13 protein-coding genes are annotated in these 13,335 nt (G+C 68.4%); 3 read left to right on the forward strand and 10 right to left on the reverse strand.

Translation table 11 applies throughout. The features are described 5' to 3' along the window. Positions 1 to 329: 329 nt before the first annotated feature. From IT306_15555 to IT306_15570, 4 genes are all read right to left on the reverse strand, one after another. Entirely contained in the window at positions 330 to 1,508 is a 1,179-nt protein-coding gene (locus IT306_15555) for a hypothetical protein (GenBank protein ID MCC7369843.1), read from the reverse strand. Between the two features lie 282 nt (positions 1,509 to 1,790). Continuing rightward, entirely contained in the window at positions 1,791 to 3,479 is a 1,689-nt protein-coding gene (locus IT306_15560; protein MCC7369844.1) for a helix-turn-helix domain-containing protein, read from the reverse strand. 281 nt (positions 3,480 to 3,760) lie between these two features. Further along, a complete protein-coding gene (locus tag IT306_15565) occupies positions 3,761 to 4,453 on the reverse strand; it encodes a response regulator transcription factor (protein ID MCC7369845.1) in 693 nt (230 codons plus the stop codon). 562 nt (positions 4,454 to 5,015) lie between these two features. Beyond that, positions 5,016 to 5,624: a sigma-70 family RNA polymerase sigma factor gene (locus IT306_15570; GenBank protein ID MCC7369846.1), complete on the reverse strand. Its 609-nt coding sequence runs from the start codon at positions 5,622 to 5,624 to the stop codon at positions 5,016 to 5,018. Positions 5,625 to 6,111: 487 nt separating this feature from the next. Between IT306_15570 and IT306_15575 the strand changes: the two genes are divergently transcribed. The 3 genes from IT306_15575 to IT306_15585 all read left to right on the forward strand — a co-directional run bounded on the left by IT306_15575 (position 6,112) and on the right by IT306_15585 (position 8,233). After that, positions 6,112 to 7,230, forward strand: coding sequence for an exo-alpha-sialidase (locus tag IT306_15575; protein ID MCC7369847.1), 1,119 nt, complete (start codon positions 6,112 to 6,114; stop codon positions 7,228 to 7,230). Then, positions 7,227 to 7,523, forward strand: a complete 297-nt coding sequence (locus IT306_15580) for a MoaD/ThiS family protein (protein ID MCC7369848.1) — start codon at positions 7,227 to 7,229, stop codon at positions 7,521 to 7,523. The genes IT306_15575 and IT306_15580 overlap by 4 nt, the downstream gene beginning before the upstream one ends. 188 nt (positions 7,524 to 7,711) lie before the next feature. After that, positions 7,712 to 8,233 (forward strand): DUF1579 domain-containing protein, encoded by a 522-nt coding sequence (locus IT306_15585; GenBank protein MCC7369849.1) that lies wholly within the window; start codon positions 7,712 to 7,714, stop codon positions 8,231 to 8,233. Between the two features lie 291 nt (positions 8,234 to 8,524). Here IT306_15585 and IT306_15590 read toward each other — a convergent pair whose 3' ends face one another. The 6 genes from IT306_15590 to IT306_15615 all read right to left on the reverse strand — a co-directional run bounded on the left by IT306_15590 (position 8,525) and on the right by IT306_15615 (position 13,297). Further along, positions 8,525 to 9,463 (reverse strand): dihydrodipicolinate synthase family protein, encoded by a 939-nt coding sequence (locus IT306_15590; protein ID MCC7369850.1) that lies wholly within the window; start codon positions 9,461 to 9,463, stop codon positions 8,525 to 8,527. Between the two features lie 15 nt (positions 9,464 to 9,478). Then, positions 9,479 to 9,820 (reverse strand): hypothetical protein, encoded by a 342-nt coding sequence (locus tag IT306_15595; protein ID MCC7369851.1) that lies wholly within the window; start codon positions 9,818 to 9,820, stop codon positions 9,479 to 9,481. Continuing rightward, positions 9,817 to 10,104, reverse strand: a complete 288-nt coding sequence (locus IT306_15600; GenBank protein MCC7369852.1) for a hypothetical protein — start codon at positions 10,102 to 10,104, stop codon at positions 9,817 to 9,819. The genes IT306_15595 and IT306_15600 overlap by 4 nt, the downstream gene beginning before the upstream one ends. A 322-nt stretch (positions 10,105 to 10,426) precedes the next feature. Next, positions 10,427 to 11,608 (reverse strand): DUF4350 domain-containing protein, encoded by a 1,182-nt coding sequence (locus IT306_15605; protein ID MCC7369853.1) that lies wholly within the window; start codon positions 11,606 to 11,608, stop codon positions 10,427 to 10,429. Beyond that, positions 11,605 to 12,381, reverse strand: a complete 777-nt coding sequence (locus IT306_15610; protein ID MCC7369854.1) for a DUF4129 domain-containing protein — start codon at positions 12,379 to 12,381, stop codon at positions 11,605 to 11,607. Before IT306_15610 ends, IT306_15605 begins: the two co-directional genes overlap by 4 nt. Positions 12,382 to 12,391: 10 nt before the next feature. Then, positions 12,392 to 13,297, reverse strand: coding sequence for a hypothetical protein (locus IT306_15615; protein ID MCC7369855.1), 906 nt, complete (start codon positions 13,295 to 13,297; stop codon positions 12,392 to 12,394). Positions 13,298 to 13,335: the final 38 nt, after the last annotated feature.

Consider the following 13,335-nt stretch of genomic DNA (forward strand, 5'->3'; position numbering starts at 1 on the left):
AACCCCCGACCGCCCGTTCCATGATGCTTCGGGTACACCAACGAACATGCGATCGCCCTGATGCTGCTACCAGTGCAATCGTATGTTGAGCGCGTCGTGCCGCCTCGTCGGGGCTTGAAAGCCCCGCCTACCATCCTGCAGTCGCTGCGCGACGCGCCAGTCGCACCAGTGCCGGCCGTTCCCGACGGCCGTCGCGCAGCGACGGCATGACGGTAGGCGGGGACTTCAGTCCCCGACCGCTCGTCTAGTCGCGCTTCGGGAACACGGACGAACATGCAATCGCCCTGCACCGCGGGCCTGCTTTCGTGTCACCAGGACCGAGACAGCGCTCACGGGCGGCTGGGCAGGTTCCGGAGGATCTGCTCCAGCCGGCAGCGTGCTCCGCCGTATCCGTCGGGCGCGCCCGGGTAGCAGGAGCCGGAGCCGTCGCGGCCCGGGCCGTACGAGGTCAGGCCGCGACGGTTATCGTGGCGGAAGATCGGCGTGTTCGGGCTTTCGGCGGACCACGCGCCAACCCCCACGACCTGATCGTAGGACAGCACCATCCGCAGCTGGTTGATCTCCTGCTCGATGCGGGCGCTCTCGTTGTCAGCCGTGTAGGAGCCGGGCAACTCGCGGGACGTCCCCAGCTCCTCGACCACCACCGGCAGCTTGCGCCCATTCTCGCACGGGTAGTTGACGACGTAGTTCAGGTCGCGGTCAATCGGCATGTCGCCGGGGTGGTAGGCGTCCACCCAGTCGTAGGTGTGGAGCGTGTAGGCGTCAATCGGCCCCTCGCAGTAGAGGCGGCGGGCCAGCGAGTACTCCCAGGCCGGCGTCAGGTGGTGGCTGCCCATCGTGCCGGGCCAGATCGGCGTCGTCGGGTCGATGGCCCGGATCTCACGGCGCATCTGCTCGAAGAAGGTCAGCACGAGGGGCGGATCGTCCTGGGTGTTCAGCTCGTTGCCGTACTCCCAGGCCAGGATCACGTCGCGCGCACCCCGGCTGACAACGGTCGAGATCAGCCGACGGCTGAAGTCGAGGTACGGGCCGCGCCAGTTGCCCTGAAAGAAGGGCAGCAGGTGCTGCCAGTAGCCATCCTTCATCCCGACGCTGTTGCGTGGCTCGCCCGGCACTTCCTCGTGGTTATTGACCAGGGCGACGATCAGCTTCACGTCGTTGGCGCGAAGGGCCGGCGCGACATCCGCGATGCGGTTGCCGAGCCAGTTGGCATCCTCGGCGCTGTTCTGCGTGCTGTCCGTGGCGAAGATCCGGATCGCCCCTGCGTTCATCCAGGCAGCGTAGCGGATGTTCTCCTGAACCGGGTCGATGCTCCGGTGGATGAAGCCGCCGTGCATGTTCAGGATCAGAAAGCGCCCATTGATGAAGCCCTGATAGTCCGCCGAGGTGCCCAGCCGGCTCGGCGGGACCGGCATGGCCTGGGCCGGCGCTGGCGTGACGCCAGCACACAGCACCGCCAGCGCGATCAGAAAGGGAGCGGTCCAGCGAAGCAGGCGCAACGCGCGCACAGTCACTCCTCGTCGTGGGCTGTGGGAGGAGCCGGACGCAGGCGCCGGCCAGCGCCGTCACCCCCAGCAGCGGGGATCCGGACACGTGCGGGGAAGCTTAAGCGGGATGGCACAGCGAAGCCAAGCCGTGCACGGTCCACAAACGGGGGTTTGTGCAGGGGTAACAACCGACGCCGCCGAATGCAAGGTCGTGCGGCGTGCGGACGGACTGGACGGCCCGAGCGCCTGACGGGACGGCCGGCGAGACGTGTGGGGCGGCGGGCGAGATTCCCTGACGGCCGCTCAGCGGGCCAGCCGCCGCTCGGCCAGGTTCGCCGGCGGCGCCAGGCTGATCGGGTCCGTGTCCGGCTCGCGGGCCGCCAGCGCGTGGCGCACCCGCAACCCCAGATGCAGCGCCAGTCTGGTCTCAGGGTCGCTCAGGTGATGGCCGCTGATCTGCTCGATGCGCCGCAGGCGATAGGCGACCGTGTTGCGGTGAAGATGCAGCCGCGAGGCCGTCTCGGCAAGGCTGTTGTCGGCGGCGAAGAACGCTTCGAGCGTCGGCAGCAGCTCCGACCGGTTCGAGCGGTCGTACTGGTCGATGGCCGCCAGCGTCTCCTCGTAGAATGCGCCGAGCTCCGGGTGCCCGTCGAGCGCCAGCAGCAGCCGGTGTACTCCCAGGTTCTGGAAGAAGGTCAGCTCGCCGGGCGGGAACAGCCGCCGCGCGATGACCAGGGCGCGGTCGGCCTCGCGGTAGCCCTGCGCGATGGCCGTCGGGCCGGTCCCGACCCGCCCGACGCCTGCCGACACAACCTTGCCGCTGACCTGGGCCGCCAGCCGGTGGACGCGCGCGGCGATGGCGACAGGCTCATTGCCGTCGACCGGATGCGCCAGCCCGATGGTGTCCCCAAGCACGCCGACCGGCGCCGAGACGCCGAGCCGGCTCAACTCGCGGATCAGGCCAGTGACGACGTCATGGCTGCGCGGCAGGGCAGTCGCCGAATCGGAGGCGACCCGCAGGGCAATCGGCAGATGCGGCGCCGTCAGGTTGAAGCCGAGCCGCTCCGCACGCTCCAGCAGGGCCGAGTCGGAGGTGAACGCGCCGCTGAGGAGGTCCGTCACCACGTCACGGCGCAGACGGTCCTCGGCCTGAAGAACCGCCCGCTCACGGGCCAGCACCAGTGCGCAGACCGTCGCGCCCTGGGACGCGCTCAGCGCGTCCGCCCGATTCAGCGACTCGTGCGGCGCGATCAGCGACAGGAACGCCAGCGCACCGTCGTCGGCGGCGATGGGGGCCACCACCCGCCCGATGCCGTCCAGTTCCAGGCGGAAGCGCTGGGTTGGCGGGTCGGCGGCCGGCACGCGCCGCCCATCGATCCAGGCGTACAGCCGCGAGCGCGCCCGATCCAGCGCATCGACGACCTGGACGCGGTCCGGCAAACTCACGGCAGCGCCACTCAACTGGCGGATGCCTGACGCATCCTCGACAGCCACGGCACGCCGCGTGAGCACGGCCAGCCGATCCACGATGGCCGGCAGCCCGTGTCCGGCGATCAACAGCTCGGTCAACTGCTGCTGCACCTGCCGGGTCTGCTCGGCCGTCTCGGCCTGGCGGTCGGCCAGCAGGCGCAACGCCTCGTGCTCGGACTCGCTGAGGGAGGCGTCTTTCGGCAGGGAGAGCAGCGGGAACCCGAGCGCATCCGCCCGAGCGATGGCCGACTGATCGATGCCGCCACGGGCCGCGACGGCCGCCACGCCAGCCTGAGCCAGCTGATCGAGTGCGCGAGCCAGCGTCAACCGGTCGTCGAGCGAGCGGAGTGTGTCGGCGGCGACGAGTACCAGCTCACCACCCTTGAGCCCCACAAGGCCTGGGGGGCGCGGGCGGAGGGTGATCACCCAGCGGACTTCACGGTCCAACCCGAGTTGACCACCGACGAGTTGCGTGCCCGGCGGAAGCGCGCCGGCCCAGACATCGTGAACAGTGGCGGACATGGGGCCGCGAAATGCCTCGCTGAAGGAGTCACCTGGGCTGCGCCCGAGCGCCCGGCCCAGCCGTCTCGGTCAGGATACCGGCTTCCGATGGTGTCAACATTGGACAGCGGGGACAAGAAAGCCGCAGGAGTGTTGGGCAGATCGCCCAATCGACTCCCGTCGAACAGGGGCCAGGACCGTCTTCCTGGCACAATGCCTGTGGCAGCTTGCACAGATGCCTGCCAGACCTGCCGCAGCCCACGGTGCGCGCCAGCCCTAGTCGGGCGGGCTGCGCGGGCCGGTCAGTCGAGGTGCGGCTCGAAAGCGTACCCGCCGCCGGGCGCTGTCACGAGGTAGGTGGGCGACGACGGGTCCGGCTCGATCTTGCGGCGCAGCCCGAGAATCACCTGCCGGAGCGCCCCATGTGCGTCCTCGTAGCCGGGGCCGCGCAGGTGACGGAGCAGCTCCTGCGGCGTGAACACCCGACGCGGGTGCGCCAGCACGAGATCCATCAGCTTGGCCTCGGATGGCGTGAGCCGCGATGCTTCGCCTTTGAGCACGCTGCGTCGCGACGAGACGTCGATCTCCAGATGCTGATCGTGATACCGCCCCACAACTGCCGACGGCCCGCGGGAACGTCGCAACATCGCTTCGGCGCGCGCGGCCAACTGGCGTGGGCTGAACGGCTTGATGACGTAGTCGTCAGCACCAGCCTTGAAGCCCCGGACCACGTCCTCGTCGTGATGGCGGGCCGTCAGCATGATGATCGGCGCGCGGCTGACCTCGCGGATGCGCGAACAGAGCGAGAAGCCGTCGATGTCCGGCAGCCCGACGTCCAGCAGGATCAGCGCGGGATCGTCCTCGTCCAACGCACGCAACGCCTGCCGGCCGTCCGACGCAGAGCGCACGGTCATACCGGCCGCGCGGAGGGTCTCGCGCACCAGCAGGCAGATATGCGGCTCATCATCGACGACCAGAACGAGCGGTGAATCCATGCAAGTCGGAGGCGAACGGCCCCGAACGTGTCACAAAAATGTGCGAGCGTCTGAACCCAGGCGAGACGCCACGCTCCACGTGGGAGTCTATCACACCCGGACCGCACACTCTCGCGCGAAGAGCCGCCAGCCCGCGACGCTGGCAGCCACGGCCGCCCCGCTCGTCAATCATCACGGCGGGAGCGCCGCCGGCCACGCCCTGCCGGCCACGCCCTGCCAGCCACGCCCTGCCAGCCACGCCCTGCCAGCCACGCCCTGTCGTAGCGCCCGGGCGGCTGCTCGGCGCCGGGCCGAACACAAAAGCGCCCCCTCGACAGTTGGTCGAGGGGGCTGGCGTCAAGCATAGCGGGGGGACGAGAGCGGGAGAGCTGTTCGATCCTGGCAGGAAAGCTCGTGAGATCAGCGAAAACGAAGCAGCCTGAGTGAGAGCGGGCAGATACTGGTTGCGAGCGTTGTGGATGCTGCTGCTGGTGGTGGGCGCTGCCAGTTGGTGGAGAGAGCGGGTCTTGCAGGAGCGTCTCAGCGGGTCCGGCGGGAGAGCGATCGACGAGAGAGCAGGCGACTAAGCGACAGCCTTGCGGAACGGCGTAACGTTCGTGGGAATCGTCGGGCGGGCAGTCTGGATGGGCTGGGCGGTTGACGGAGAGAGATACCGGCGGAGGTTTGCGAGTGCGCGGGCCTGCAGCTTCTTGACGGCCTCGTCGGACCGCCCCATGACGGCGGAGGTCTCGGCGACGCTCATGCCCTGCATGAAGCGCAGCTCAACAGCCTGCCGCTGCTCGGGGGTCAGGCGAGCCATCGCAGGCTCGAGGGAGTGGCGGTCGAGCACGCGGGTGTAGTCCGAGCTGGGCCGCAGCTCGGGCATCTCCGCGACCTCGTCCAGAGACGACGCAGCGGTCCGGGGAAGGGTGCGGAGGTAGTCGACGAGGTGGTTGTGGGCGATGCGGTAGAGCCAGGCGGTGAAGGGAAGGCCGCGCTCCACGTACTTGTCGAGCTTCTCGTAGACCTTGACGAAAATGTCCTCGGTCAGATCCTCCACGATGTCGTCCGAGCCATCGAGGCGGCGGCGCAGGAAGCGGTAGACGAGCGGGGAGTACTGCTCGTAGAGGGACGCGAACGCCTGGTGGTCACCCTGCTTCGCCAGCTCTACCAGCTCTGCTACTGCCTGCATCGTCGTGATCCCTTCCGTCCCGTCTCTCGTCACGGCCAGGGGCCGTGTCAGGGGTGCTGGGGTGTCGGTCTGTGTCCCGACCACAGTGTCGCACGGGATTCGTCAGGCGGGCGTTAGAAAGGCGCAGGTTGACATCAGGTACGCGTCAGGATTCAAACGGCGTCTCAGTGCGCGCACCGTAGACCCTGAAGCTCGAACAGCTGTCGCAGTCCCGACACACCCTGACCTCGTCGGGCAGGCCCCGCACGCGGCAGACATGACGACTGACACACGGCCGGCCAGAACGTGTGATCTCTCCGTAACGCGAAACCCCTTCCAGAACGGATGTTCTTCCCGTACGATCAGCGTGTGCATATGCACGCGGCAGCACGGCGCAGGCTGCTCTACAGGTGGATGTCGTCAGCGCGATCGAAGTGCGAGCGCTCGCGCGCATGGTCGTCCGTCGGGTGTGTGCCGAGCGGAAACTCCTGTGTGGAGGGCAAGGGAGATGACTGGCGTACGGGTACTCGTGGGGACGCGCAAGGGCGCGTTCATCCTGACCGCCGACGGCAAGCGTGACCGCTGGGAGGTCAGCGGCCCGCACTTTGCGGGCTGGGAGATCTACCACATGAAGGGCTCGCCGGCCGATCCGAATCGGATCTACGCCTCGCAGACCAGCGGCTGGTTCGGCCAGTTGATGCAGCGCTCCAGCGATGGCGGCAAGACCTGGGAGCCGGTCGGCAACCAGTTCGCCTACGATGGCACGCCCGGCACCCATCTCTGGTACGACGGCACCCCGCACCCGTGGGAGTTCGCACGGGTGTGGCACGTCGAGCCGTCGCTGGCGGACCCGGACACCGTCTACGCGGGCGTGGAAGACGCGGCGCTCTTCCGCACCACGGACGGCGGGCAGTCGTGGCACGAGATGACGGGTCTCCGTAACCACGAGTCCGGCAAGTACTGGCAGCCGGGCGCCGGTGGCATGGGGCTGCACACCATCGTGCTGGACCCACAGACGCCGGGCCGCATGTTTGGCGCGATCTCGGCGGCCGGCGTCTTCCGCTCGGACGACGCCGGCGAGACCTGGCGGCCGACCAACAAGGGGCTGAAGTCGCCGTACGAGTTGCCGAACCCCGATGCCGAGGTCGGGCACTGCGTGCACCGGCTGGCGATGCATCCGTCCAGGCCGAACACCCTGTTCATGCAGAAGCACTGGGACGTGATGCGCTCCGACGACGCCGGCGAAAGCTGGTACGAGATCAGCGGCAACCTGCCGACCGATTTCGGCTTCCCCATCGACGTGCATGCCCACGAGCCAGAGACCGTCTACGTGGTGCCGATCAAGAGCGACTCGGAGCATTTTCCCCCAGAGGGCAAGCTGCGCGTCTACCGCAGCAAGAGTGGCGGCAACGAGTGGGAAGCGTTGACGAACGGGCTGCCCCAGGCTGACTGCTACGTCAATGTCCTGCGCGACGCGATGGCCGTGGACAAGATGGACGAGTGCGGCGTCTACTTCGGCACGACGGGCGGCCAGGTCTACGCCTCGGCGGACGGCGGCGACAGCTGGGCGCCCATCGTGCGAGACCTGCCGGCCGTGGTGTCGGTCGAGGTCCAGACGCTGCCATGATCCGGGTCATCATCCCCTTCCACCTGCGGACGCTGGCGAAGGTGGACGGCGAGCTGGCGCTCGACGTGTCGGGCGAGGTGACCCAGCGCACTGTGCTCGACGCACTCGAAGCCCGCTACCCGATGCTGCAGGGGACGATCCGCGACCGCGCCACCAGGAGGAGGCGAGCGTTCGTGCGGTTTTTCGCCTGCCAGGAAGACCTCTCGAACGAGTCGCCGGACTCGCCGCTGCCAGCACCGGTGGCGGCCGGTCAGGAGCCGTTCCGGGTGGTCGGGGCGATGGCCGGCGGCTGACCCACCAGCGACAGCCAGCACACCTCGCGAGAGCGCGGCGCGGGACTCAGCACCGCGCTCTCAATCTATCGTCGGCGAGCACAGCGGCTGTCGCGGTCCTGAACGACCGTTCAGCCTCAGTGAACGCCTCACCAGCGTCGGGGCGCACCGCCCCGAGTGTCAGCAGATTCGTGAGAGGGAGCAGCGAGATGGCGATCGATACCGCTGAGACACAGTCCGCGGCGCCTGAGTACGAGATGGAGAAGCCCCAGGCCGAGCACGAGTGGCTCCAGAAGTTCGTCGGCGAGTGGGAGTCCGTCACCGAGATGTCCTGCGGGCCGACCGGCGAGCCAGTCAAGGCTACCGGCACGATGAGCATCCGCTCCATCGGCGGGTTCTTCATCCACGGCGAGGCCACCGGAGTGATGCCCGATGGCGACTCGATGATCAGCTTCATGACGCTCGGGTTTGACGCCCAGGCGGGCAAGTACGTCGGGACGTGGTTCGGCTCGATGATGACGAAGCTCTGGGTCTACGACGCGACTCGTGAGGGCGAGAAGCTGATCCTGGCGTCTGAGGGTCCGAGCTTCGAGGCGCCCGGCAAGACGACCATGTACCACGACATCGTGGAGCTGGTGGACGACAACCACCACACGCTGACGGCCCGCTTCCAGGGCCAGGACGGCAACTGGAACGAGATGATGAAGACGGACTACTACCGCAAGGCGTAGTATCCCCGGAAACAGAATGGGGCCGCGCTCAGGATGTGACTCCCCAGCGCGGCCTCTTGCTGCGTCTGACAGGCACGCGGCTCGTACACGACCACGATGAAGCTGATCGGGGTATCCGTCATCCCGAGCGAAGCGACGAAGGAGCGAAGTCGAGAGATCTTCCCCGGTGGACCTGGTGTGTGGCCGGAGAAGATCCCTCCGCTCCGCCCGTGCCTCGCTTCGGTCGGGATGACACGCCTCGTATTCACCATGGCGCAGTAGTAGGCCTGCGCGCCGAATGCTGAGCGCGAGTCAGCGGGCGGCGACGGCCAGCCCCGGCATGGTGAAGCCGACGGCATCGAGGTTCTTCGCGAGGTCCGCGCGCTCGGCGGCGGTCAGCTCGGTCAGCGGCGGGCGAACCGTCACCCAGTCGGCATCGTCGCCGTAGTGCGCGACGGCCGCCTTGAGGGCCGGGATCATCACGTACCCCTGGAAGACCTTGCGGACCACGTCCAGCGCATCCTGTTGGGCGTCGGCATCCGCGTTCTGCCAGGTGGCCGCCAGCTTCGCAATCGGCCCCGGGTTGACGTTCGCCGTGGCCGAGATGCAGCCGGCCCCACCCCCGCGCATGGTCGCCAGCAGGAACGACTCGCTCCCGCAGAAGACGTCGAAGCCGTGCGGCTGGAACCGATCGAGCATCGCCCTGGTGTTCGACCAGTCGCCCGAACTGTCCTTGATGCCGGCGATGGTGCCCGGGTACGCCTTCAGCAGCCGCTCGATGACCGTCAGCGTGATCGGCACGTTGGCGACCGGGGGGATGTGGTAGAGGTAGATCCGCAGGCGACTGTCGCCGACCCGCTGGATGACCTCCGAGAAGCTGCGGAAAAGGCCGTCGTCGGAGAGGCCCTTGTAGTAGAACGGCGGCAGCATCAGGACGCCGCCCGCGCCGAGCTGCACGGCGTGGCGGGTCAGCTCAACGGTATCCGTGAGGGCGCAGGCGCCGGTGCCGGGCATCATGCGGCCGGCCGGGATGCCCGCCTCGACCAGCGTGTCGAGCAGCCGGACCTTCTCCCCCACCGACAGCGAGTTGCCCTCCGAGTTGGTGCCGAAGACTGCCAGCCCGACGTCGTTGCTGAGCAGCCACTGACAGTGCCGCACGAAGCGGGCGGCATCAGGCTGAAGATCGGCGTCGAAGGGGGTGACGACCGGCGAGAGGACGCCCTGCATCCGCTCGGGCTGCTGCGCGCTCATAGAGCCTCCAACGTCCTACGACAGATACGGACTCTGGGAAGAGATTGGCCTCCGCACGCGGACCGTCGCCTGATGGCGGTCGGAGATCGCGCGGTACGCTGCCTGATGATCCTCCCATCGAATCTCATGCTCAGCGAGATTGCAGGCGACATCAAATGGCTCGGCGTGGTAGATGATGTCAAGCGTGTTGTCGGTTGGACGGTCGTTGAGTCGTTGCCTGAGTCCGAGAACCCGACGCGCGGCATCTGCCGAACTGAGGCCGTGTAACTCGATAAGCGAGTCGCGCACCGTGTCCCAGAACGCCCGAATCTCGTCCGCGTAGTCGTATGCTGGGTGGCGTACGCCGGCTCGCATCACGACACAACCTCCTGGCTCGCCCGTCCAAGCACGGCCAGCGCGCTCGCAGTGTGAAAGCTGATCTGGTCGGCACCCGCGTAGCATGCGCGCTGCTTCCAGAACGCAGCGACTGGCCTTGCCACGACATCATACCAACCGCCGTTTGAAACGCGACCATGATGGTCATCGTTCTCTCGACAGTGCCGAACGAAACTCCAAAAGTCCGCTGCGTCGTAGTCACCGCGCACGAACGTCAGCAGATCAAGCCGCGCGAGCGCCTCACGGTCAACGAGAAAGCTCAGCACGGACGGAGGCCTGACGAAGCGACGAGGTGAGATAAAGACCTCGTCCGAAGTCACGGCTGGGCTTGAAGTAGACGGGATCAATCCCCCGCTGAATCGAGGCGACCGAATCCTGAAGCGTGCCGTGGTAGAGGCGAAGCGGGCCGTTCCGCCAGATGGCTGGAGGATCGAACATGCTTCACGCACTCCGGGTGTGGATCGCCGAGTGCGGCACGCAGATCGCGGCGTGGGGTGAGGTCTACGCGACCCGACGAATGGTACCAGGGATGGCGAGCACCGCAGGAGCATGGCATTGATGCGTGCGCCCAGGAGCGAGTGCGAGTGCTCAGGGGCCAGTCGGGCGAGCCTCGCGGGCCGTCAACTCAGCCCGGGCGCCACGGGCCTCGTGCGTCAGCGTCACCAGTTGGCGGTCCGAACGGGCGTTGCGGACGCCGGCCAGCACCCGCAGCGCCCGACCTGGGTCGCGCCCGAGCTGGCGGGCACGGGTCGCCAGCTCCTCGTCGGTGGCATCGGCCGGCAGGCCGACAGCCTGGGTGAGCTGGTGGCGCACCTGCCGCGCCAGGTGCTCGGCCACCCACGCCCGCTTGCGGCCGGCCCGGTAGAGCGCCGCCTGCGACGACACCAGCTCTCCGAGTGACCGTCCACGGTCCACAAACACGGGGACGGACCGGCCGAGCCGTCGTCCACGCCAGAGCAGGAAGACCAGCAGCACCACGCCAGCCCAGAACACCGCCCGCCCCCAGGTGTACGCGAACACGAATCGGAACAGGCCACCACTCCGGGTCTGCCCGAAACCGTGGTGCAGCTCGTCGAACGCCACCGTCTGGCCCTGGCCGCTCGGCCCGATCAGCGAGAGCGCCAGCCGGGCATGGTCAGGGGTCCGCAAGCCCTCGTTCGAGAACAGGTCCGGGACGGTGATCGCGATGACCTCGCCGCGCCCGGCCGTGACGCGAGCGGCCAGCACCGGCCGCCCGCCGGCCGGGGAGGCCTCCTCGCGCTCGCCGTAGAGCAGGGGCGTGAGCCGGCCGCTGGTCCGGGTCAGATCGAAGGCCCGGGCGGTCGCCGTCGCGGGCAACGACATCGGCTCGATCCGTGGATCGAGCCCGGCGCCGTTCGCGGGGACCACCCGCACGATGTCCGCCACCGGCCGCAGTGCAAGGGAGAAGCTCCGCAGCAAGGGCGCTGTCTCGAACGTCGCATGCACCACCAGCCGCCCACCCCGACGGACGAACCGTTCCAGCTCGGCCACTACCGCGCCGTCGAGCGACGAGCGCGGGGCCAACACGACCACCACGTTGGCGTTGCCCGGCACGCGGTACGGCTCTGCCTCGATAGTCGAGACGGTGTGGCCGAGCGCTTCGAGCCAGAGACGGAGCGCTTTCCCACCCGTGGGCTGCGCAGAGTAGACCGTCAGCCGTGGCTGCTCGCGGTTGTCCGGCGAGACCAGCACCAGCATGGCGAACAGCAGCACGAACAGCCCGCCGAACAGCGCCAGCCGCCGGTTCACGGGCGGACGCCCCCGGCAGCGACGGCACGCTCGCTGTCCCGAGCCGACGGTGGATCGACCGCCCCGGCCGCCTCCCAGACGCGCTCGGCCAGCACACTGAAGTGGGCGTACTCGGCCTCAGAGCACGTCTGCTGGCCGTACCAGAGGCGGTCGAAGCGGGCCACCAGCGCCGAGAACGGCTCCACCAGGGACGGATCGCCGGTCAGGTGCGGCAGAAACTCGCGGTTGGTGAGCGCGCCGTCGAACACCAGGTGCGCGCGCTCGTCCAGCCGCAGCAGGACCGCCAGGTAGAGATGATGGACGGCAAGGCGCGGGTCGGCCTGGGCGACGGCACGCGCCCGCGCACGCTCGTCAGCGGCCCCGGGGCGGCCCGCCTCGGCACGGTCGGCGAGGCGCTCGTTGGCCGAGAGGCTCCCCCGCGACAGCCGGTAGAGCACGATCGCCACGCCGATCACCACGACCACGCTGACGATCAGCATGATCCACGCAACGCCCGCCTCGGCATCCGTGCGGCTGATCCCGAACAGGTCACCCAGCCACGCCAGCAGCCGCACGAACAGCGACCACAACCAGTTCCAGAACCGGTTCACGTACGTCTCGAACAGCGAGGAGCCGGCCGCCATCTGGAACTCAGGGCGGGCCAGGATCGCGTCGAGCGCGGCAAGCTGCTCGGGCGTGGCCGAAGGCGCATCGCTCTGGCGCAGACCCTCAGGCCCGGCCGGCACGAGGGCCGCGCGCGCCAGCGCCCACATCCCCGCCGCCAGCACGCTCATGCCGGGACGCTCACGGGCGTTGCGCGGCGACCTGGGCCGCGGTCTGGGCGGCTGCCTGACGATCCAGCCGCAGCTCGATGTCGAACGCCTCCTTGCGTACCCGAGCGTCGAAGTAGAACCGCGCCATCACGATGTACGAGATCGAGAGAAACAGCGTCTCACCCAACGCCTGCAAGACGATCTGGCCGACCTGGAACAGCACGAAGCCGCCCGAGCCAACCTGCGAGATCGACTCGGCCCAGATCGCCGCGCCAACGCCTGCGAACACGGCCAGCAGCGTCACCGGGATCGCCACAAGCATCGCCACCACCATCGAGATCACGATGTAGCAGATCATCAGCTGCCAGCGGCGGCCACGCATCAGCTCCCAGCTTCGGCGCAGCGCATCGGTGCCGCTGACCGGCTCCATGACGATGACCGCGAAGACCAGCCCCCAGCTCATCGCGAAGAAGATCGACACCGGAAAGCACAACGCCGCGCCACTGACCACGAGGCCTACCAGGAGGCCGGCGATGCTGACGGCCCCGAACCGGCGCAGCGCCAGGCGGTACGCGTCCCAGATGTTGACGGTCTGCCCGAGGATGGCGTCCGACGCGATCTTCAACGCCGCGACGCCGGCCAGCAACTGCCCGAGCATCGTCAGCAGCGTGACCGGCAGCGTCATGAGCGCCGCGCCAATGCCAACGGCTGCACCCATCTCGGAGGAGATGCGTCCACTGCCGAGCGAGCCGCCGAGGATAGCCATGCCGGCGATCAGCGCCATCCGGAGCAGCGCCAGCGGCACGATCACCACCGCCGCCGCCGTGATGAACGCCACGAACTGCCGACGGTAGACCTGGATCGACTCGTCCAGGATATCGCCGACGGAGAGGGGGCGCATCCTGAACCCGGATGCCGGACGCGCGTCAACTGCCATCGTGCCTGCCCGCCACCCTTTCGCCGGCGTACGCCGGC

The organism is Chloroflexota bacterium (assembly GCA_020850535.1).
In the GTDB taxonomy this organism is placed as follows: domain Bacteria; phylum Chloroflexota; class UBA6077; order UBA6077; family JACCZL01; genus JADZEM01.

Bases quoted from the DNA above. Each gene is read 5' to 3' on its own strand.
- IT306_15570 (MCC7369846.1), bottom strand. From the start codon at position 5,624: ATGCAGGCAGTAGCAGAGCTGGTAGAGCTGGCGAAGCAGGGTGACCAC.
- IT306_15580 (MCC7369848.1), top strand. From the start codon at position 7,227: ATGATCCGGGTCATCATCCCCTTCCACCTGCGGACGCTGGCGAAGGTG.
- IT306_15590 (MCC7369850.1), bottom strand. From the start codon at position 9,463: ATGAGCGCGCAGCAGCCCGAGCGGATGCAGGGCGTCCTCTCGCCGGTC.
- IT306_15615 (MCC7369855.1), bottom strand. From the start codon at position 13,297: ATGGCAGTTGACGCGCGTCCGGCATCCGGGTTCAGGATGCGCCCCCTC.
- IT306_15575 (MCC7369847.1), top strand. From the start codon at position 6,112: ATGACTGGCGTACGGGTACTCGTGGGGACGCGCAAGGGCGCGTTCATC.
- IT306_15610 (MCC7369854.1), bottom strand. From the start codon at position 12,381: ATGAGCGTGCTGGCGGCGGGGATGTGGGCGCTGGCGCGCGCGGCCCTC.
- IT306_15585 (MCC7369849.1), top strand. From the start codon at position 7,712: ATGGCGATCGATACCGCTGAGACACAGTCCGCGGCGCCTGAGTACGAG.
- IT306_15565 (MCC7369845.1), bottom strand. From the start codon at position 4,453: ATGGATTCACCGCTCGTTCTGGTCGTCGATGATGAGCCGCATATCTGC.
- IT306_15560 (MCC7369844.1), bottom strand. From the start codon at position 3,479: ATGTCCGCCACTGTTCACGATGTCTGGGCCGGCGCGCTTCCGCCGGGC.